This window comes from Metabacillus sp. FJAT-52054 (assembly GCF_037201815.1).
GTDB classification, from domain to species: Bacteria; Bacillota; Bacilli; order Bacillales; family Bacillaceae; genus Metabacillus_B; species Metabacillus_B sediminis.
In genome coordinates, this window is the sequence record NZ_CP147407.1 from 1,642,997 (window position 1) to 1,664,392 (window position 21,396).

19 protein-coding genes are annotated in these 21,396 nt (G+C 41.9%); 12 read left to right on the plus strand and 7 right to left on the minus strand.

Annotated features, from left to right (window positions below; genetic code table 11):
- Window positions 1-228 precede the first annotated feature (228 nt).
- The 3 genes from WCV65_RS08685 to WCV65_RS08695 all read left to right on the plus strand — a co-directional run bounded on the left by WCV65_RS08685 (window position 229) and on the right by WCV65_RS08695 (window position 2,544).
- A complete protein-coding gene (locus WCV65_RS08685) occupies window positions 229-390 on the plus strand; it encodes a hypothetical protein (RefSeq protein WP_156505998.1) in 162 nt (53 codons plus the stop codon).
- Window positions 391-755: 365 nt separating this feature from the next.
- Complete coding sequence (locus WCV65_RS08690) at window positions 756-1,547, plus strand: DUF4240 domain-containing protein (protein ID WP_338781637.1); 792 nt, start codon at window positions 756-758, stop codon at window positions 1,545-1,547.
- Window positions 1,548-1,716: 169 nt separating this feature from the next.
- Window positions 1,717-2,544: a PAS domain-containing protein gene (locus WCV65_RS08695; RefSeq protein ID WP_338781639.1), complete on the plus strand. Its 828-nt coding sequence runs from the start codon at window positions 1,717-1,719 to the stop codon at window positions 2,542-2,544.
- A gap of 57 nt (window positions 2,545-2,601) precedes the next feature.
- Here the strand turns inward: WCV65_RS08695 and WCV65_RS08700 are convergent, their stop codons facing one another.
- Genes WCV65_RS08700 through WCV65_RS08710 form a run of 3 tightly spaced genes read right to left on the minus strand, consistent with a single transcriptional unit; the run spans window position 2,602 to window position 5,446 of the window.
- Window positions 2,602-4,080 carry a sodium:solute symporter gene (locus WCV65_RS08700; protein WP_338781640.1) on the minus strand — a complete coding sequence of 493 codons (1,479 nt, stop codon included), beginning with the start codon at window positions 4,078-4,080 and terminating at the stop codon, window positions 2,602-2,604.
- Window positions 4,080-4,274: a DUF3311 domain-containing protein gene (locus WCV65_RS08705; RefSeq protein WP_035413210.1), complete on the minus strand. Its 195-nt coding sequence runs from the start codon at window positions 4,272-4,274 to the stop codon at window positions 4,080-4,082. The genes WCV65_RS08700 and WCV65_RS08705 overlap by 1 nt, the downstream gene beginning before the upstream one ends.
- Window positions 4,271-5,446 carry a M20 family metallopeptidase gene (locus WCV65_RS08710; RefSeq protein WP_338781642.1) on the minus strand — a complete coding sequence of 392 codons (1,176 nt, stop codon included), beginning with the start codon at window positions 5,444-5,446 and terminating at the stop codon, window positions 4,271-4,273. Before WCV65_RS08710 ends, WCV65_RS08705 begins: the two co-directional genes overlap by 4 nt.
- Before the next feature lie 885 nt (window positions 5,447-6,331).
- Here WCV65_RS08710 and WCV65_RS08715 point away from each other — a divergent pair.
- Window positions 6,332-7,129 (plus strand): STAS domain-containing protein, encoded by a 798-nt coding sequence (locus WCV65_RS08715; protein ID WP_338781644.1) that lies wholly within the window; start codon window positions 6,332-6,334, stop codon window positions 7,127-7,129.
- A gap of 214 nt (window positions 7,130-7,343) precedes the next feature.
- Window positions 7,344-7,544, plus strand: coding sequence for a hypothetical protein (locus WCV65_RS08720; protein WP_035413203.1), 201 nt, complete (start codon window positions 7,344-7,346; stop codon window positions 7,542-7,544).
- Between the two features lie 78 nt (window positions 7,545-7,622).
- Here the strand turns inward: WCV65_RS08720 and WCV65_RS08725 are convergent, their stop codons facing one another.
- Genes WCV65_RS08725 through WCV65_RS08735 form a run of 3 tightly spaced genes read right to left on the minus strand, consistent with a single transcriptional unit; the run spans window position 7,623 to window position 8,813 of the window.
- Window positions 7,623-7,859 (minus strand): hypothetical protein, encoded by a 237-nt coding sequence (locus WCV65_RS08725; protein WP_338781647.1) that lies wholly within the window; start codon window positions 7,857-7,859, stop codon window positions 7,623-7,625.
- 37 nt (window positions 7,860-7,896) lie between these two features.
- Window positions 7,897-8,064, minus strand: coding sequence for a hypothetical protein (locus WCV65_RS08730; protein ID WP_156505996.1), 168 nt, complete (start codon window positions 8,062-8,064; stop codon window positions 7,897-7,899).
- Between the two features lie 26 nt (window positions 8,065-8,090).
- Window positions 8,091-8,813: a type II toxin-antitoxin system SpoIISA family toxin gene (locus WCV65_RS08735; RefSeq protein WP_338781650.1), complete on the minus strand. Its 723-nt coding sequence runs from the start codon at window positions 8,811-8,813 to the stop codon at window positions 8,091-8,093.
- Between the two features lie 444 nt (window positions 8,814-9,257).
- Between WCV65_RS08735 and WCV65_RS08740 the strand changes: the two genes are divergently transcribed.
- From WCV65_RS08740 to WCV65_RS08755, 4 genes are read left to right on the plus strand one after another with little or no spacing between them, the layout of a single operon-like run.
- The gene (locus tag WCV65_RS08740; protein WP_338781652.1) at window positions 9,258-10,700 is read left to right on the plus strand and encodes a GntP family permease; all 1,443 of its coding nucleotides are present in this window, start codon (window positions 9,258-9,260) and stop codon (window positions 10,698-10,700) included.
- A 27-nt stretch (window positions 10,701-10,727) separates the two neighbouring features.
- The gene (locus WCV65_RS08745; protein ID WP_338781654.1) at window positions 10,728-11,432 is read left to right on the plus strand and encodes a CoA transferase subunit A; all 705 of its coding nucleotides are present in this window, start codon (window positions 10,728-10,730) and stop codon (window positions 11,430-11,432) included.
- Window positions 11,433-11,448: 16 nt separating this feature from the next.
- On the plus strand, window positions 11,449-12,102 hold the full coding sequence (locus WCV65_RS08750) for a 3-oxoacid CoA-transferase subunit B (protein WP_338781656.1): 654 nt from the start codon (window positions 11,449-11,451) through the stop codon (window positions 12,100-12,102).
- 24 nt (window positions 12,103-12,126) lie between these two features.
- Window positions 12,127-12,912 (plus strand): 3-hydroxybutyrate dehydrogenase, encoded by a 786-nt coding sequence (locus tag WCV65_RS08755; RefSeq protein ID WP_338781658.1) that lies wholly within the window; start codon window positions 12,127-12,129, stop codon window positions 12,910-12,912.
- A 53-nt stretch (window positions 12,913-12,965) separates the two neighbouring features.
- On the opposite strand, the gene WCV65_RS08760 is transcribed toward WCV65_RS08755, so the two are convergent.
- Window positions 12,966-14,870, minus strand: a complete 1,905-nt coding sequence (locus WCV65_RS08760) for a hypothetical protein (protein ID WP_338781659.1) — start codon at window positions 14,868-14,870, stop codon at window positions 12,966-12,968.
- A 208-nt stretch (window positions 14,871-15,078) separates the two neighbouring features.
- Here WCV65_RS08760 and WCV65_RS08765 point away from each other — a divergent pair, with 208 nt between their 5' ends.
- From WCV65_RS08765 to WCV65_RS08775, 3 genes are all read left to right on the plus strand, one after another.
- On the plus strand, window positions 15,079-16,488 hold the full coding sequence (locus WCV65_RS08765; RefSeq protein WP_338781660.1) for a sigma 54-interacting transcriptional regulator: 1,410 nt from the start codon (window positions 15,079-15,081) through the stop codon (window positions 16,486-16,488).
- 355 nt (window positions 16,489-16,843) lie between these two features.
- Entirely contained in the window at window positions 16,844-19,864 is a 3,021-nt protein-coding gene (locus WCV65_RS08770) for a DUF6359 domain-containing protein (protein ID WP_338781661.1), read from the plus strand.
- A 267-nt stretch (window positions 19,865-20,131) separates the two neighbouring features.
- Window positions 20,132-21,361: an MFS transporter gene (locus tag WCV65_RS08775; protein ID WP_338781663.1), complete on the plus strand. Its 1,230-nt coding sequence runs from the start codon at window positions 20,132-20,134 to the stop codon at window positions 21,359-21,361.
- Window positions 21,362-21,396 lie beyond the last annotated feature (35 nt).

The following is a 21,396-nucleotide window of genomic DNA, read 5'->3' on the forward strand; positions in this document are numbered from 1 at the left end:
AGCAGCCCTGCTGTCCAACTTGCAGCAAAAGCATGGTTCAGGCAAAGAACCAAGCAACTCCATTGAACGCCCTATGCCGCGAATATCATTCCCATCTTTAGATGATGAATACGTACTGTTTGCAGTAAGCTTTCATAACTCTGTCACCTGTTTTGTAAAGCTATTCATTGTGGCGGTGTTTTGATAAGGGTATAATGGCTAATATTAAGGTGCCGAAGGAGTTTTGTAATGGGTTCGGGAAATTTATTGTTTATGATTTTAGTTGCTGGTTTGGCCATCGTATTAGCGGCCATTTTCGTTATGATGGGAGTCGTGATCGTTAAGTCGGTTAAAAACGCTAAAAAGAAATCTGCTGAAGAACAAACAAATGATCAGGATGACCGCCTTTAAGCGCTGTGCAGGAAGGAAGTATTTTTATATGATATAGGTTTTGGCTGATTTCCGCTGCAGGATGTTCCCTTTTCGCGGCGCCAGCGCCTGCGGGTGCCTGCTGCACCGGCTGGAGTCTAACACCTTCCGATTCAATCAGCCTAACTCATACTTCTTCCAATTATGGAAAAAAAGACCCTCGGAATGCTCGCTGCGTTCCGGGGGTTTCAATCATGTTCTCTCAGCACGACGTTTTAAACAATCCCTTTTCTTACTAGCTATTATCCCCATTGAAATAATTTGCATGACAAGTTGCCATTCCCCATAAAATGTTACAAAATAGGACTAACCGAATAGAAAGAAAAATTGGCCGCGAGGAGATTAGTGTGGAGACTATATTACATTTTCAGGATGATTCATCAAATAAATTTTGGAAAATCAATGTTACCGGAACCGCATATATCGTTACTTTTGGTAAAGCGGGTACAACCGGAACGGTTCGTTCCAAAAAGTTTGAAAGTGCTGGTGAATGCCGCCAGGAGGCTGAACGGCTGATTCAATCAAAACTCAAAAAGGGGTACAGGCCAGGCAGGTCATCGCTGCAGATGATAAAAAAAAGCGGGATGACAGAGGCTGTATTCTGGTCAATATTCGAGCAGGCTAAAACAAAGGGAGATGAGCAGGAGGAACAGCTGGAATGGCTTGTAGATCATTTAGCAAAAAAGCCGGTTCAGGACATTATTAAATTTGATGAAATCTTCTCCCGTTATTTTGTGCGATCCTACACCTCACACCTATGGGCAGCAGCTTTTATTATAATGGGCGGCTGTTCTGATGATAGCTTTGATTATTTTCGAGCTTGGCTTCTTTATCAGGGTAAAGAGGTATATGAAGCAGCTATTCGTGATCCTGAGAGCTTGATTCCTTCTCTAAAAAAGCTGGAAGAAAATGACGAGATTCCGCAATTCGAGGATTTAACGTACATTGGAGCCCTTGCATTCGAAGAAAAGACAGGGCAGGATGATAACAGCTTTTATGAGTTATATGATCAAATTGTGCTTGAATCAGTAGTAGAGCCCAATATTGTGCTTGACTGGGATGAGGATGATGAAGAAGGTTTAATGCTCCGTTTCCCTAAGCTATGGGAACGTTATGGGGAAAATCCTCTTGAATGCTGAAAAAGAAAAATGATTCCTGAAACCGGGGATCATTTTTCTTTTTGCGGTCATCAAAGAACACGCCGGGCACATCCATATTTGTTCACGGTTAACTGGATTGATATAGTAAGTCAAGAAAAGTAAGGGAATGCAAAAGAAGAGACCATTGCAGGAAGGGGGAAGGGAGAAAATGATTTTTGAAAAAAATATAGATCATCCTCAGCTGAAACTGCTGTTTAAAGCATTGGATTCTTCTCAAACAGGAATTATTATCACCGACCCATCTAAAAAAGAAAATCCCATCGTCTATATGTCCAGGGGATTTACGGAAGTAACGGGCTATACGGAAGAAGAGGTTCTTGGAAAAAACTGCAGGTTCCTCCAAGGGGAAAAAACAGATCAAAAAGAAGTAGATAAAATCAGAGAGGCTGTCCAGGAAAAGAAGTCTGTTTCTGTAACATTGCTAAACTACCGCAAAGATGGAACTCTTTTTTTTAATCAGCTGAATATTGACCCATTCTATATAGAAGAAGAAAATCGCTATTATTTTATTGGCGTCCAAAAAGATGTCACAATGGAAAAACATTATCAATCTTTAATGGAACAGGCGAAAATGGAGGCAGATAAAAGATCAACCCCTATTATTTCCATTGAAGATCAGATTTCTGTTCTTCCGCTGATTGGCTCATTTCCAAGTGAGAGGCTTACCATCTTAATGAGAAATATTATGGAGCATAAAGATAAAACGAGGGATAAATATTTAATCCTTGATGTTTCAGGACTTTCCGTTTTCGACCGTGCGCTTTCGAACTATATTGTAAACTTAAATGGATGGCTTAAGCTTCTGGGTACAGAGCTCTTGATTACAGGTATATACCCCCGTATGGCCATTACAGTTCTTGAGGACTGTGAGGAACTGAACGCGGTTAAAGTGTTTCCAGCTGTAAAGCACGCTTTGGAATATATAAAAAAAGAAAACAGCCAAAGCTCTGATTTGTTATTCAAAAACCGTATCTGATGGAATTCTATAAAAACCCGGTACCTGGCATAACAGGTCCGGGTTTTCTTATGCTAATTATGCAGTCCGCTCTTCATCGGCAGCTTTATTCACATCGCTGGAACGCGTCACGATACTCACACCAAGCATGAAAACTAAGTTGAATAATAAGGCGGCAATTCCTACATTTAAATCTTTAACTGCCTGTGGAAGTACTGGAAATAAGCCTCCTATAGTCGTTCCCGCAAGAGTTGTATAAGCGACGATGAATACTCCTGCAATGATTCCTGCCATTGCTCCCTGCTTTGTAACAAATCTGCTGCGGAACAGACTGAACAGTAAGGCAGGGAATAACTGAGTGACCAGGCTGTATCCCATTAAAAGAAGCGTGACAATTGTATTACCTCCGTTAAAGGTGAAAAAAGCGGCAATTAAAGCTATGACCGGAACGAGATATTTTGCGAGCTTGGCCACCTGCTGATCGGTAGCAGAAGGAACAGCAGCCTTGTACACATTTTTTGCAAATAAAGTTGCGGCTGCCATCAGCATCATCGAGCCTGGCACGAGGGCAGTCAGGAGGCCTGCTGCACCAATCAAGCCAATCATCCAGGGATCAAACGTTTGAATGGAAAGTCTGAATAGAGAAAGGTCGCTATCTGCACCTTCTAAGCCGGGTACTTTCAATATCGCTGCAAATCCGACAAATAGCACGAAAATCAATACAACCGAATATAGGGGCATAAGAAAGGCATTTTTCTTAAAAACTTTTGCATTTTGAGCCGTGTAGGCCGATGCGAAAGTGTGAGGCCACATGTAATATCCAAATACCGTCAGAACGATTGTTGAGATAAACCAGCTGATGCTCATGCCTGAATCAGGAAGAGTAAGGAATCCTGGTTTTGCCGCTTCAATGGATTCAAACATCGGCTGAAACCCTCCGTAATAATGAATGGGCAAGTAAATCCCAAGAAAAACGACCATGACGAGAATCAATAGATCCTTCACGACGGCAGTCCAGGCTGAGCCATGAATACCTGACAGCATAACATAGACTGTTACGGTAATTAAGCCAATCCAAACGGAGATGACGGGAGAAATAGCTCCGTAGGAAGCTTCTGATACGATAATTCCAAGACCCTTCAGCTGCAGAACCAGGTATGGAATGAGCGCAGCTATTCCTACTAGGGAGACAAGAACACCGAGCATCGGGCTCTTATATTTACTGACGAAAAAGTCCGATTGAGACATCAGATTTTTCTCCTTGGCATATATCCAGATTGGTGGAAGGAGCCAATAGGATAAAACATAGGCAAGCGTGCCATAAACAAGAATATAGAGGGCCGGTCCGCCTTTGCCATATGCCCAGCCGCTGCCGCCGAGGAACGTGAACGTTGTATAAATCTCACCAGCCATCAGCAAGAATACGAACATCGTTCCAAATCCCCGTCCGCCGACCGTCCACTGCTCCAAATCCATATCTTTGCCGCGTTTTGCTCTGAGTCCAAGAAAGAGGGAGAAAAGCAAAAAGGCACCTACAATCAGCAGTGATACAACCATTACAACTCCTCCTTGTTTGCAGGGTCAAATCGGTAGATGACAGCCATAATAACCGATGTCAGTGCCACCCATAAAATAATCCAGAAAAATAAAAAAGGAAGTCCTAATACGTATGGTTCCACACGGTTGGCAAATGAGAGACCGCCAAAAAATCCTATAACAGGGAGAAATGCCAGCAAATAAAGGGGTCTCATTCTTTGTCCCCCTTACCGGAAAGCATAACCTTGGCTGCTTCAGCAAACATGCTTACACCGATTTCCAGTGCATCCTCATCGATGGTGAATTTCGAATGATGGTGGGGATAGGTGATTCCTTTTACTCGGTTCCCTGCCCCTGTAAAGAAAAAGCATCCGGGCGCTTTTTGCTGATAAGCAGAAAAATCTTCACCGACCATGCTGGGCTTCATGATTTCAACAGCCTCTTGACCGTATAGGTGTTCAGCCGCTGCATGAAGAAGTTTTGTTGTGTGTTCTTCATTAATGACAGGGCGATAGCCGAACGAATAATCAAATTCATAAGAAGCCTGATGCGCATCCGTAAGCCCTTTAACAATCCTCTCAATTTGCCCGGGAATTCGGTTTCGCAATTCTTCATTGAAACTTCGAACGGTTCCTCTGAATTCAACAAACCCGGGGATCACATTGTCCGCCGTTCCTCCCGAAATTTGCGTGACTGAAAGGACAAGCTGTTCGGAAGCATCCGTTACCCTGGAAACGATCTGCTGCAGGCTGGAAATGATTTGGGCAGATACCGCGATGCTGTCCACTGTTTCATGAGGCACTCCCGCATGTCCTCCATTTCCAATTACACGAACCTTAAATGTGTCAGGAGCAGCCATCATCGGACCATAAACAATTCCGATTTTTCCTGTTTCAAGGGGGGACCATAAATGGGTCCCAATCACGAAATCAACATCATCCATGACTCCTGCTTTTACCAGTTCCTCTGCTCCTCCGGGAGGATGTTCTTCCGCATGCTGAAAGATGAACCGTACCTCTCCATACAGCTTTTCCTTATGCTCAGATAATATTTTTGCTGCTCCTAAAAGCATTGCGGTATGTCCATCGTGTCCGCAGGCATGCATAACTCCCGGGTTTTGGGAGGCGAACTCAAAATCATTTTCTTCCTCTATCGGAAGTGCATCGATATCCGCTCTGATTGCTAGAACTTTTCCCGCTTTCCCTTTATTAAGCCTCGCTAAAACAGAAGTTGAAGTTGGCCTGGATAACTCTAAACCATTCATATTCTCCAGTTCGTCAAAGATATATTGAGCCGTTTTTGTTTCCTGATAGGAAAGCTCTGGATGCATGTGAAGATGCCTTCTCCAGCTAATCATTTTTTTGCGGTCTTCTGCCTGTATAATCATTCATACATCCTCCATCCCTTTTAGGTATAGTTGCAATTATATTAAAATTGAGAAAATTAAGAAAGTATTTTTTGGTTAAGAAGTAAAAAAGGAATGTAAAGGGGGGAGGAAGAAGGATTAGGAAATAGAACTATACAGGAAGGAAAAACTTAGGAGGGGTCAGTTATTAAATTTGTATTTAGATTGCCGAAGTCAAGTCAGCATGATCATAAAAAATGAGTCCAGGATGGCTGGAAACCCCTTAAAGAACCTTCTTCGATTGGAGCTGCTCTTATATCCTCCCTTCCATTTATGGCAGCGGGCACGATCGTTTCCTTTTTCATCATGAATCTGTTTGACCCGTTTTCTGTTAAAGAATTTGGAATTAGCGATAGTGGATTAACAAGTAAGCTATCGGTCTCCTTTTTAGCTGGCATCCTGTTAATAATAGGGATATATGAGGCTTTGCACCTTGTGCTTGTTCCGTCTTTTATAAGGTCCTCAAGTACATATGCAGGTCTGTCCTTTCTAGGCGCATTTATATACTTGGAAAACAAATTATCCAGAACCAGGCTAATTATCCTCCTTTCCGCACCCTATACCTTGATTTCACTCGCAGTTCCAATTATTGCTGGGAGTAATGGGATGCTAAATACGGAATTGAAAATGCTGATCCTATTAAATGCTGCAGGTTCATGTACAGATTTGCTAATGGTTTATCTGCTGCTTCAGATACCTTCGAAGATACCTTCAAACACAATGACCAAATGCCGGGGAAATCGAACTTTTTGGAAAAATGAGTCTGGGGAATAATGGAACATTGGATGTATGGGTTGGATCTTTTAAGATTTTGCGTTAAAATAGTAGAAGATTTTTACTTGTATATACCGGCAAGGAGGAAGACAAGTGGCCACTTCAGCGAATATTAATTTAGATAATTTCAAGGATTTAGTCCTTCAGAAGGCATACAGCGATCAAAGCTTTATTTCATTTAGGGGAAATAAACAGGATTTGACGAACTGGAGGAAGAAACTAATTGAGATCTATGCAAATTCATTAACCCTGTCATCAGACAAATCAGCAGATGAAGTTAAGAAATGGGGGGAGGAATTTGCGAACAAGCTGGTAGAACTTGGCTTGCCGCTTGATGCAGCGATTGTTGAGATGAGGACTGCCAAGCAGAATATTGGGGAACTCCTTAAAGAAGAAGCAAACAAGCAAGAGCTGACGATTAATGAATATCATTCAATCTATTCCATTTTTGATAGAGTAGTAGACCAATCGGTTGAGCTTGTTTCCATTTGTTATATGAAAGCGCATGATGAAAAAATTTCTTCTGCCCAGCATGCAGTAGATGAGCTTTCCATTCCTGTAGTGAAAATTGAAGAAGGAATTGGAATTCTGCCCGTTATTGGAGACATTGACACAAGAAGAGCCCAGCTATTAATGGTCACAGCTCTTGAGAAGAGTGCAGAATTTAAACTGGAGTATTTAATTCTTGATCTTTCAGGAGTTCCGGTTATCGATACAATGGTGGCACAGCAAATATTCCAGGTTCTGGAAGCTCTTAGGATATCAGGAGTAACCAGCAAAATCAGCGGCATTCGTCCTGAGCTTGCCATTACAATGACTCAGTTAGGTGTGAACTTTGAAGTGCAATCCTTCTCAAGCCTGCATCAGGCAATCGCAAGCATAAAAGAATAATGAGAAAGACTCCCGGATCCGGGAGTCTTTTTTTGGTTCTTTTCACTTACTTAAGCTAGAGGGTGCATGGACTTTTGGTATGTAAAGGATGCATTTACCATATTTTTTTGTGCTTTTGACCTTTGAAAAATCAGTGATTTAGGTCTATGGAATTTTCTTTGAATAAAACCGATATTTAAAATACATCAATTAATTTTATATCGGAGGAAATAAGATGTTAGCCTTGCATACAGAAACCATGGCCTATAATTACAATGATATGCTTACCATTTGGGTGAAGGTAACAAAAAAAAGCAAATCCTATTCAGCCGTAGCGCAGCATCCCATCAAAAGAAACAAGTATGCAAGAGCCACTCATTCGATTAAGGAAAAAGCCATTGAAGAAGCCGTTAGAAAAGTGACGATGCAAAAATAAATAGATAATACATTATTTATGCTGGCAGATAGATGAAAAATCAATGCCTGAAAGAGAATGAGAATTCATTAACAGAATTTAACTGCCTATCAGCCATTTATTCTTCAGTTCGTTTAAAAATCTTAACGCTTCCTTATTTTTTAACAGCAGGTTTTTAGTTCCCGGGGATTCGGTTACCCAAGGAGATTTAATAGAGGAAGAAACTGTACGTTTTTGCATATCATCACCGCTTTTTCTTGTTTTAGGAAAGGCTGGAGGGCTGTCAGCGCCATGTTGGGAGGACTCACCCATTATTTCACTATATGCTTTAAGCATAAAAAAAGACGCTTAGGAAATAATCCCAGCGTCTATATTATGAAGAAAATCGCGTTTTCTTATACTCGGAGAGCAATTTGCTGTTGGCTTCAAGCAGGCGTTTAGTCTGGGGTGACATCGTAACAGAAGGTGCTTTAATGCTTGATTTTTTCACACGTTTCATCCTATTGTCCCCGAAGTCGTGCTCAATGGTTTTTGGATTCATTATGAACCACCGCCTTTTAGGTTCTTTTAATAAATTATATCATACATATGAATTAAAGAAAGAAAAAGGAGACAATCTGATTCATTGACTTCATCAGCAGCAGCTTTAATCTTTAATACAAATGTAACTCCCTGAATTTCAATCGGGATCAAAGCTGTCTTTTCTTCAGGCCGATAGACAATTTCATTCCGCTCAAGTGCGGAACGAATGCTTCCTTTTCTTTCAATCACACCCAGTAGCTGCTCCTTTTCCTGATCCGTATCAAACGAATGGAAGGAAGCGGTCAAATCATTCTTTTCTGCAAATAATTGAATCAGTTCATCCAGCCCCTGCATGTATTCCGCAATACCCCCCTGATAGAGATTGATGGAAACATGCTGGAGGAGGTTTGCAAAAGTTTTCAGGCGATGGTTGTTCTCTTGGACAAGCCTGGCGTTCTCCTCTAATACCTCCGTATGCCGCTCAAGTTCGTTCACTCCAAGCTTTTTAATATACATACCGAGAAACAGGAAAGCATCAATTAAAACAAAAACTCCAAAGACAATCAGATAGTTTTTCCAATCGGAGAATAAGGATGCAGGGTGCGCTGTCCAGAATACGGCAGCTCCCAGCAAGAATAGCACATACCATGTCTTCCGGATTGATTCAGAAGCTTTCTTTACCCGATCCTCCCAAATCCAATGTGAAATACCGTAAAATGCCAGTAAACAAAGCACAAACCAAACCAGTCCTTGATAAAAAAGAATCATAAACTAATTTTTATGGAAGCCTTTCGTTCTAAAATCATTAAGGCGCTCTCCTCCCTTTCCTGTCTGCTTATTCGACAAAAATCAAGGAAAACCCTACTTCTTAAAAAGAATTTCTTTATTTCAAAAGTTATTGCAAGGCAAGTAAGCACTCATATATATGGCAGATTGTTGATGAGGGTAAGGAGAAAGGAAATGGAAATTCCGGAAAAACGGAAAATTCCGTTTTTCCGGAAGAAAGGCAGTGTTTATTCCGGAATTTCGGAATTTTCTGCAGGTTCTTTATAAAAAAAATTTACTATCATGCACTTTGTCTATGGTTTATGGCTTTTTTTGAATAGTTGTCCAAATGTGATTGGTTGGCACGCTTCTTGCTACTATAGTTTATAAGTTGGTTGAAAGCGCTTCCTTTCCAACCGGCGACATAGAAGGAAAAGGGGGATATATGTGGAAATCGTTATTATTTTATTGTCTTTAAGTTTGCTGATGTTTGTAGCGTACAGAGGATTTTCAGTCATTTTGTTTGCTCCGATTTGTGCACTCTTTGCCGTATTGCTTACAGATCCAAGCTTTGTCCTGCCATTTTTCTCGAACATTTTTATGGAAAAGATGGTTGGTTTTATCAAACTGTATTTCCCGGTCTTTTTATTAGGGGCGATTTTTGGAAAAGTCGTGGAGATGTCCGGCTTGGCTGAAACGATAGCTAAGACAATCGTGAAGCTGGTAGGAGCGAAAAGAGCAATTCTTGCCATCGTGCTGATGGGGGCAATTCTTACTTACAGCGGTGTCAGCCTGTTTGTAGTTGTATTTGCTGTCTATCCGTTTGCTAAGAACCTGTTCATTCAAGCAGACATTCCAAAACGTCTTATTCCGGGTACGATTGCACTTGGCGCATTTACTTTCACGATGGATGCACTTCCGGGAACACCTCAGATTCAGAATGTTATCCCAACAACTTTCTTCAAAACGGACATTTATGCAGCACCTGTTCTAGGGATTGTTGGAGCTGTTTTTGTTTTAACACTTGGTATGCTTTATTTGGAATCCCGCCGTAAAAAAGCGGAAAAGGCTGGCGAAGGCTATGCAGGATTTACTTCTGAGCTGGCTGCTGGATCTGAATCTGATCTTGCTCTTGAAAAAGAAGCCGCCGCAGTATCGGCTAATACAGATCCTTCAACAGCAAGGCAGATCCTTGCATTTGTCCCGCTTATTCTTGTTGGCGTGATGAACAAATTTTTCACGGTTTCCTTTCCTAAGTGGTATCCGGAGGGTTTTGATTTTACGGCCATTGGTCTTGAGGCATTCGGAAAAATCGAGCTTTCATCCGTTGTAGCAATCTGGTCTGTTGAACTTGCCTTGCTCATCGGAATTCTTGCGACCTTTGCATTTAATTGGAAAGCTGTTACATCCAATATTCAGGAAGGTCTGAATGCTGGAATTGGCGGAGCCCTTCTTGCAGCCATGAATACTGGAGCAGAGTATGGGTTTGGAGGAGTGATCTCCGCTTTGCCTGGATTCAAAACCGTTAGTTCTGGTATTTCCAGCACATTTACCGATCCGCTTGTGAACGGTGCGGTTACAACCACCACATTAGCAGGTATCACGGGTTCTGCATCAGGCGGTATGGGAATTGCGCTGAGTGCAATGTCAGAGACGTACCTGCAAGCAATTGAAAAGTACAATATTCCGCCTGAGGTCATGCACAGGGTCATTTCTATGGCTTCCGGCGGTATGGATACACTGCCGCACAACGGAGCGGTTATTACCTTGCTTGCTGTTACAGGGTTAACACATCGCCAGTCCTATCGAGATATCTTTGCGATCACGATTATTAAGACCCTTGCCGTTTTTGTCATCATCGGTCTTTACAGTTTAACTGGTTTAGTCTAACAAACAGCATCAGGAAAGGGGAAACTCATGGGTAAAGGAAAAATTCTTACATCTTTTGAAGAAGCGATTGAACCGATAGAGGATGGCGCAACATTGATTGTTGGTGGATTCGGTCTATGCGGTATTCCTGAAAAAAGCATTCTTGCCTTGCAGGAAAAAGGAGTGAAAAACCTGACTGTCGTCAGCAACAATTGCGGGGTGGATGACTGGGGACTTGGATTGCTCCTGGCCAATAATCAAATAAAAAAGATGATGTCTTCCTATGTAGGAGAAAACAAGATATTCGAACGCCAGTTTTTAAGCGGAGAGCTGGAGGTTGAACTTATTCCTCAAGGAACACTGGCTGAACGAATGCGAGCTGGAGGAGCCGGAATTCCCGGCTTTTACACAGCTACAGGTGTTGGAACAAAAGTAGCGGAAGGAAAAGAACATAAGGAGTTTGACGGGAAAACGTATATTCTCGAACGCGGTATCATCGGGGATTTTGCTCTAGTTAAAGCATGGAAGGCAGATTCTCTCGGAAATCTCGTGTTTAGAAAAACCTCGAGGAACTTTAATCCTGTTGCTGCTATGGCTGGAAAGATTACCATTGCCGAGGTTGAAGAGATTGTAGAAGCTGGCGAGCTTGACCCGGATGAAATCCATACGCCGGGAATTTACGTCCAGCACGTACTCCTTGGGGAAAATTACGAAAAGCGCATCGAGCGGCGAACCGTACTACAGGCACAGTAAAGGGAGGCAGAATGCAATGATGGAAAATCGCCAAAAAATGGTCAAGAGAGCCGTAAAAGAAATCAGAGACGGCATGAACGTAAACCTGGGGATTGGCATCCCGACACTTGTAGCCAATGAAATCCCTGCTGATTACAATGTTTTGCTTCAGTCAGAAAATGGACTTCTCGGAATTGGACCATATCCTGTTGAAGGAGCAGAAGATCCTGACTTGATTAATGCCGGTAAAGAAACGGTAACGGCCGTCCCTGGCTCCTCTTATTTTGATAGTGCTGAATCCTTCGCCATGATACGCGGCGGCCACATCGATCTGGCCATACTTGGAGGCATGGAGGTATCCGAGGAAGGGGATCTGGCTAACTGGATGATCCCGGGGAAAATGATTAAAGGAATGGGCGGCGCCATGGATTTGGTGAATGGTGCCAAAAGAATTATCGTCATTATGGAGCATGTAAATAAACATGGCGAGTCCAAAGTGAAATCCGCATGTACTCTGCCTTTGACAGGAAAGCAAGTCGTACATCGACTTATTACAGATTTGGCTGTTTTTGATTTCCATTCAGGAAGAATGGAACTGGTGGAACTTCAGGAAGGGATTTCGATTGAAGAGGTGAAGAAAAAAACAGAAGCCTCTTTTTCCATCAGCCAAAATTTATTGACGGCCCACTAAAATCACATGGAAAAGGAGCCAGGCATGGAACGCTTACTAGAAAAGAAAGTGGCCCTGATCACAGGTGCAGCGAGCGGGATCGGATTTGAAATTGCGAAAGAATTCGCTTCCCAAGGTGCAGCAGTAATCGTATCTGATTTAAAGGCAGAATCAGCAGAAAAGGCAGCTAGTCAATTAAGAGAGGCAGGGGGAGAAGCAATTTCTGCTGTGTGTGATGTAACAAAAGAAGAGCATATTGCTGCAGCCATTGAAACGGTTATGGAAACGTACGGCCGTCTCGATATTCTCATAAATAATGCAGGGCTGCAGTATGTTTCTCCGATTGAAGAATTTCCGACAGATCGATTTGAATTTTTGATTAAGGTGATGCTGACAGCTCCTTTCATCGCTACGAAGCACGCATTTCCAATTATGAAAAAGCAAAGGTTTGGCAGGATCATCAATATGGCATCCATAAATGGGCTGATTGGTTTTGCAGGCAAAGCTGCATACAACAGTGCCAAGCATGGAGTAATCGGCCTGACAAAAGTATCCGCTCTTGAAGGCGCAGAGCATGGAATTACTGTTAATGCTATTTGCCCCGGATATGTGGATACACCTCTTGTACGCAATCAGCTCTCGGATCTCGCTAGAACGAGAAATGTAGAACTGGAGAAGGTGCTTGAAGAAGTCATCTATCCGCTTGTCCCGCAAAAAAGGCTGCTCGATGTCCAGGAAATCGCCGATTATTCCGTATTTCTTGCAAGTGAAAAGGCAAAAGGAGTAACTGGTCAGGCTGTTGTATTAGATGGCGGCTATACGGTGCAATGAAAAAAAGGAACTCCGTCGATGGAGTTCCTTTTTCTATGGTGAATAAATTTTAGTCAATGCTCAAGTTTCTCGTAAAAACGGTGGTTTCTGTCGAATAGCTTGACCTCCAACTGGACTGAATGATCTGCTGTAAGGACAAGTTCTTTGCTGGCCTGTGTAATGCTTCCATTTGCTTCGTGTACGTCAAAATTGACCTTATACTTACCGGACTTTAATGGAATCTCCTTTTTCAAATCCTCTATTTCTGAGTAACTGAATGGTACAGATGAATCGTCAGTATCAACGACGGTTATTTTAACATCTGTTATCTCTTCTGCTATCATTCTCGCGGAAACGGTTCGATCCGCTGCTTCCGTGTAGAGTTTAGGAGGCAGCTGGTTTTTTCGTGTGATATTTTTATCTAAATAGTCTCTGGGAACAGATTGGGAGATGTACCATCTCTCCATTAGATACAATTTTTCATTTGGAAAACGCGTCTCAGAAAATTGAATCCATGCTTGCACTTTTTCATCAGGTATTCCTGCTGCGTAAAACGGCTGAACACGGCTGATGAGATTAAAGCTGCCAATCCGGTCTATTGCATAATTAGGGGCGTCAGCCGGAGTGTTCCACGGATGTTCCATGGTGTATTCATTATAAAGCCACTTTCCAATTTCCACGTCAGCTTTCATCCATTTTTCATTGCCCCAGACCTGTGCGAGCTGGTAGAGCATATTGCCTGAATAACCGCCGTAATTCGTATCTTCCACAAGAGGAAGGTTTTGAGTCAAAGGAAGGGATCCATTTTTCTTTTGCAAAGCAAGAACAGCTCCAACCTCATTCATAACAATGTCCTTTGCCAGCGGACTTTGATAAAATCTGGATTTTGGCTCCCAGTATAATTCAGAAAACAGGGATGCTACCTGTAAATTTTGATTCGGATTAATTTCCAGCGGGCCTGTTTCACCTTTATCTGATATTCCATATGGAAATACTGTAAATCCAAGATTTCTGCCGCGCGGGACCTGCTGTATCCATTTTTCTGCCTGGCTGTCAACGAATCTTAATACTTCAGGCAGCTGCGTATATTGATAGGCTTCCAGCAAACCTCGGCCATCTCTCGCAAACTGATCGCGGTACCACCAGCCTGTATTTTGATATTCTGGAGATTGAAACCGGCCCTTTTTAAAATAGTACCTTTCATATAAAGGCAGCATATCCTGAACCATTTTTTTATAATCCTGCTCACCTGTCAAATGATAAAGAAATCCTAAATGTTTAGGAAGATACCCTAAGTATTTTGTGTTCCCGGCAAGAGTCCAGGGATCCTTGCGGATAAATTCTTTCTTTTCTCCTTCACTTAGTACAGCCCAATTTGTTTTAAGTTCTGTGAGTTTAGGAAAAAGGAAAGCTGGTTCATTGGCATTGAAGGTTTTTTTCAGTTTTGAATAGTCATTTTCTAGCTGAATTCGCTTCTCAATTAAAGTTTGAGTGGTTTTGACACTTAATAGCTGATAGTTTCCTGCGGCTTTAATTGCCCTGCTCCGTTCCTCGAGACGAGACAATTTTGCAAGATCAGGACCGGCATTTTCAAGACTGGCCTGCATGAAGCGGTTATCAATCATATTCATCAGCCTATATTGCGAGACCTCATAAATTGTCCGCTCCTTCGCAATTTTAGCCGGCCGTACATATTGGGCACTCAAATTTGAGCGATTTAGTCTGCCAGGGACCTGCCCTATCAATGCTTCTGTCTGTTTAAGCTGGAGCGTAAAGGAATCATAGTTTGCGTTTATTAAATTAAGATCACCTGCAGCGATAAGTGAATTAAAATGCTCTGTTGCTTTTTTGAGCTTTTCACCTTGAACAGATGCGCTGCTGTATTGGGTAATAGCGGATGCCAAAGGAGTCGTGCTGAGTAATGAGAAAGCGGCGATTAGAAGAATGGCAGCAAGCAAATATTGGATGATTTTTTTCAAAAGTGAAAATCCTTCCTTTCAAACTGAGAAACTAGTAACAGGTGCTATCTGTTACTGAAATAGTATAGCACCATTTTATTTTAGCAGCAGAAAAATTTGAAACAAAATGGGAAGAGATTTTATTAGCTGTTTTTATTGATTTCCCCAGGCTTCTGTAAGTATGATAGATTCAATATATTGAAAGCGTTAACAAATGGAGGGGCAGAATATGAAGGGACTTATCGAACTGATCCCATCGGAATGGCTTGAAGAAGTAATCAATCTGGCTGCGGAATGCACAGTCGTAGTGGATCATAACGGAATCATTCTTTACATAAACAATGCATACTGCGAATTCCTTCATGTATCAGCGGAGGAATCGATTGGAAAACCTGTCCAGGATATAATTGAAAATTCCAGGATGCAGATTGTCGCAAAATCCGGGAAGGCTGAAGTTGCATCAATCCATCCGATTAATGGAAGTGAAATGGTGGCTAATCGTTATCCCCTTTTTGTTGGAGGGGAACTTGTGGGAGCAGTGGGGACCGTGATGTTCCGGAATCCCAAGGAGTGGCTGGACTACTCAAGGAAGCTGCAGCCGTTAATGGAAGAGCTGAACTATTATAAAAATCGATTTGAAAAAGAACTTCATAGTAAATATCATTTTGGGGATCTGATTGGAGAGAGCGGGAAGTTTAGAGAAGCAAAGATTCTTGCAGAGCGAGTTTCGGACAGTCATTCAGCTGTTCTTCTGCTCGGTGAATCAGGAACCGGTAAAGAATTATTTGCCCATGCTATCCATCATTCAAGCGGAAGAAGATATGCACCGTTTATGAGATTGAACTGCGCTTCAATTCCAGAGCATTTATTTGAATCTGAAATTTTCGGATATGAAGAGGGTTCTTTTACAGGTGCCAAAAAGGGAGGAAAGAAAGGGAAGTTTGAGCTTGCGAATAAAGGCACGATTTTTCTGGATGAAATAGGGGATCTCCCTCTGCAAATGCAAAGTAAATTATTAAGGGTGCTTCAGGAGAAAGAGATTGAAAGAATTGGAGGAAGAGCACCTGTCAGGATTGATGTGCGCATCATTGCAGCCACGCACCGGAACCTGGAAGAAATGGTCGAAAAGGGATTGTTTCGCCAGGATCTCTATTACCGCCTTAATGTAATAAAAATTGATATTCCATCATTAAGGGAGAGAAGAGAGGACATAGCGCCTGTCAGTGCCGTTCTGCTCAGAAAGCTGGAAGGAAAGTTTCACCGTCAAGGTCTCGAGCTTTCCGAAGAGGCAACCCGCTATCTCGAACAGCATAGCTGGCCAGGTAACATCCGTGAACTGGAAAACGTTCTGGAGCGCGCAGTGAATGTGCTGGATGGACCCATTATTTTGCCGAAGCATTTGCCGCTTTATTTAAGAGGAGAAGAAAGACCAGTGTCCTCTTCCCCTCCTGATTCCTCCTTTTTTCCTGAACAGCCCTTTCAAATAATTCCTTTAAGAGAGACTGTTTTGCAGGCGGAGAAATTAGCTATTATAAATGCTATAAAAAAGACGGAGGGAAATAAAGTGGAAGCTGCAAAGCTATTAGAAATTGGAAAGACGAGTTTATATGATAAATGCAAGCAATATTCAATAAAATGAATGTAAATTTAATAGAAGGAAAAAACATTACTTTAGAACTGGTTCACATGATCTATGGAAAAAAGGCTCATGCATCCTTTCTTATACAGGAATTTCTTTGGAAGGATAGATGGAAACATCCTTTATCAGGATTTGTCGAATTTTGAAATTCAAGATAAATGGCTAAGGAAAATTGAATCTGAATTAGAAAAAAATATATCAAAAGATCTAATTTTGTATAGATATTCATAGGCGTGATTAATCAAATCGTCATTTTATTTACACTGAAGCGTGTAAAATTTACAAGAATCACATAGAAAAACCAGGAACATTGATATATATTTTTTACGAGGATTTTACCAAAGGAGGATAAATAATGAAAAGGAATTCGAAGTGGTTCGTTCAATTAACAATCGTATTTGCAATGATTTTAAGTTTGCTTGCACCGGGTTCTATAAGTGTCTCCAAAGCAGCAGATACCTTAACCGTAGCAGATGCCATCGCCAACAACAATGGTCAGACAGCGGCTGTTGAGGGGTATATTGTAGCTCACACAACAGGTGCAAAATCAGTAAAATATGACCCGCCTTTTGGTAACGATTACAATGTTGCGATTGCGGACAGCAGCACAGAGAAAGATGTAAACAAAATGGTCTCTGTCCAGCTGCCAGCAAGCTTCCGGGCAAAGTTTGGTCTTCAAACCAATCCAGCAAACATTGGAAAAAAGATTCAAGTAACAGGCGAACTTCTTGCTTATAATGGAATGCCAGGAATAAAAAATGCCAGCAGCATGGTATTTTCTGATGACACCAGTGTACCTCCCGGAGCTGAAGAAAAGACCATTGCAAGTGCGCGTGTACTGCCTAAAGGTACATCTGCATCCGTTATTGGAACGGTAACCGCTATATTTACAGCAGGCGGCAAAAACAATGTGTTCATTCAAGATGCTACTGCCGGACTTGTTGTAAGAGCAGCAAGTTTGGATTCGAAAGTGAAGGTTGGAGATAAAATCAAAGCTGCTGGGCCTGTTAATGATTATTTCGGAATGCCGCAGCTTGAACCGGCTAATCTTGAATCGGTAGAGATTGTACAGGCAAATGCTGGCGTTCCAGCTCCGCAGATTATTTCTTCACAGGATTTGAATGAGGAAACAGAGGGAGAAATTGTAACAATAAAGAATATATCTGCTGGTACAAAAGATAGCAATGGAAACATTGCTGCCTCGGACTCTATAGGTAAATTTGTCATCAAGCCTGCTGACAGCTCTCTGTTAGAATCCGGGAAGTCTTATGATTCGATTACTGGAGTGATTGATTATAATTTTAACGAATACAAGCTTGTTCCAAGAAGTGCAGAGGATATTATAGAGGATGCTTCAGCTGTTCGTCCAGTTACTGCGAACCCTGCATCCGGTTTTGTGAAAAAAGGCACTGAAGTAACGCTCTCAACAGAAACACAGGGAGCAGCGATTCATTACACATTGGACGGCAGCCAGCCGACCGATCAATCCGCAAAATACACTGAAGCAATCAAGATTGAGAAAGATACGGTTGTGAAAGCAATCGCTATGAAAACTGGATTGAATTCCAGTGAAGCAGCAGAATTTGACTATAAAATTCAAAAAGATGCGGTAAGAATTCATGATATACAGAGTGAGAGCCATACATCTCCTTTTAACGGACAAACCGTAGCCGATGTGGAAGGAATTGTCACGCATGTTGCAGACAGCAGTAATTTTTACATGCAGGATTTGAAGCCGGATGATAATAAAAATACATCAGAGGGAATTCTTGTTTACAAAAAGTCCCATGGGTTAAAAGCCGGAGACGTAGTTAAGGCAAGCGGACAGGTAAAAGAGTGGGTATTGGAAGGCTACAGCGAAAAGCTTCAAACGGATTTAGCTGTGACAGAAATCAATGCCTCTGCAATCACAAAAGTTTCCTCAGGAAGCGCTTTGCCGGAACCGGTTGTAATCGGTAAAGACCGCGTCGCACCTGCAGAAGTCATTGACAACGATCAATTTGCAGCCTTCGATCCGGATGAAGACGGTATTGATTTTTACGAAAGTCTTGAGGGAATGAGAGTAGCCGTTGAAAATCCTAAAGTGGTGGCTCCTCAAAACTATGGTGAACTTGTCGTTGTGCCGGGAAATGTGAAAACAAATACGAAAAGCGGCGGGCTTCGGGCAGAAAAAACAGATTTTAATCCTGAACGCCTTCATATTGACATCAATGATGAATCGTTCCTTGCTAAAACTGGAGATTATTTTGAGGGAACGATAAATGGGGTGATGAGCTACGGTTTCAGCAACTACAAAATGTTAAGCCCAAGCAGTGACCTTCCTAAATTTATTTCTGGTAAAACGGAAAGAGAAACGACTTCTATTAAAAGCAAAAAAGATGAACTTACTGTTGCTTCCTATAATGTAGAAAATTTCTCTCCGGCGGACAGTGATGAAAAAGTAACTAAGTTAGCACAAGCAATTGTTAAAAACCTAAAGAATCCTGACATTGTGGGATTAACTGAAATGCAGGATAATGATGGACCAGCAGATACAGGAACGACAGCAGCTGACGAAAGCTTCAAAATGCTTATTGATAAAATTAAAGCTCTTGGCGGTCCGGAATACGCTTTTACAGATATTGCTCCCGAAGATAAAAAAGATGGCGGACAGCCGGGAGGAAACATTCGTGTAGGTTTTCTCTATAACAAAAAACGTGTTACCCTGGCACCTGGAACAAAGGGTACAGCTACGCAGGCTGTTGGATATGAAAAAGGAAAACTTACATTAAATCCTGGACGTATTAATCCTATGAACAAAGCATTCGAATCAAGCAGAAAACCGCTTGCAGCACAATTTAAATTCGGCGGTGAAAATGTCATCGTCATTGCTAATCATTTCAACTCAAAAGGCGGAGATGAGCCGCTGTTCGGTAAAAATCAGCCGCCGCTGCTAAAGAGTGAAGCTCAACGGCATCAAATTGCGGGAATTGTGAATTCTTTCGTTAAAGATATTAAAAAGAAGGATCCGCAAGCCAGCGTAATTGCTCTTGGAGACTTTAATGATTTTGAGTTCTCAAAAACGTTCGAGATTTTAAAAGGATCTGAACTTAGCAACATGGTAGAAAAAATCAAACCTGAAGAAAGATATTCTTATACGTATCAAGGGAATTCTCAAGTGTTAGATCACATCCTGGTTTCTAAGCACCTTGCTGCAACGACTAAAGCGGATATTGTTCACATTAACTCCTCTTTCATGGAACAGCAAGGCCGAGCAAGTGATCATGATCCCCTTCTGATACAAGTTGATTTTAGCTCAAAGAAAAGAATATGCAGTATTCTGGAGCAGCTTCCAGACTCTTACAAAGACCAGTACGATGATTTGTGTTCCCGATAAAACTTATGAAGACCTGCTGATCGTCAGCAGGTCTTTTTTGTGCTGCTGATGTGCTGGTTGAAGCTGTACTTGAGAAAATAGGGGTGGCTGCAATCCTGCAAAATTCTAGCACTGTCAGTTGAGTTCGATGAAATTAAACATGATGCTGAACGTGTCAGCAGGGAAATAACGATCAGCTGATTTTTTTAAAAACTGTTGCTATACCGAACTGTTTTTATTATCATCTAATTAGATGCATATCTAAATTGATTGTCGGGAGCAAATTTTATGAGTGTTTTTCAGCTTTTAGAAGAGGAAAGGAATTATTCCAAGCTCTTTTATGCCGGGCTCGTAAATGGAATTGGTGATCGGTTCAGCCAGGTTGCGCTTCTGTCTCTTTTGCTGTATTTAACGGGTTCAGGATTGGCGGTCGGCATTGCGATGGCTATCAGGCTATTGCCGTTTTTGTTGTTTGGACCAATTGGAGGATTCCTGGCGGACAGGTTTTCAAAGAGAACGATCTTGATGGCTGCTGATTTTTCAAGAATTATTTTTGCTGTTTCATTCGTGTTCATTGATACTCCATCCATGATTTGGCTAGCTTATGTAAGCTCATTCTTCCTGGCGGCCGGAGAGGCGGTATATGCTCCGTCCCGAAGATCGATTATTCCGTTTTTAGTGAATGAACAAAATTTGAATAAGGTGAATGCCCTGGAACAGGTTATGCTTGGATTGGTTTTGATCGCAGGATCTTTAACAGGTGGAGCTGTCACATTCTTATTCGGCCCAGATCTGACCTTTTGGTTTAACGGACTCTCTTTTCTGGCAGCTGGTCTGCTGAATAGCAGACTGCCTTGCACATACAGTGCGAAGGGGGAGGGAAAGAGCACTCCTTTATCTTCTATGAAACCTTTAAGCCTGATTAGAACGCTCCTATACACGTCCCCGGTTTTATCAGTCATTTTTCTCTTTGAAATAACGATTCCTTTATTTAATGGGATCGATAATGTACTAATCAGTGTTTACGCTATTCAGGAATATAGGCTTGGAGAGTTTGGTGTAGGACTCTTCTACGGATCACTCGGAGCAGGGCTTATGCTCAGCTTTCTCGTGAGTCCCCGGATCTATTGCCGCCATATTGAGATTGGATTGGGCGCCCTTATAGCAGAAGGAATTTTTCTTGGGTTATTAAGCAGTACTGCATCCGCTGCTGCAGCTGTTATCTTATTCATCATGATGGGATTTGCTTCAGGCATTGGGAATACCTGCTTTGACTCCATGGTTATGAAGGAATGTCCGAAAATGCATCAGGGGCTCATTTTCGGCTTGCTTGCAACACTATCTAACACCATTTTAGGGATTTCTATGTTTGGAGCAGGCATGCTTTTAGAGTGGATCCCTAATCGAATCCTGGGCTTGATAGGTGCCGTTGGCTTTATTGCAGAAGGTGTGATGTTATTGGCATTTAATAAAAAAATATCAAACAAAACTGAAAATAGCTTAAAAAAGCCTGTTTGACCTATTGATTAAACAGGGTATCGTATCTATAAATA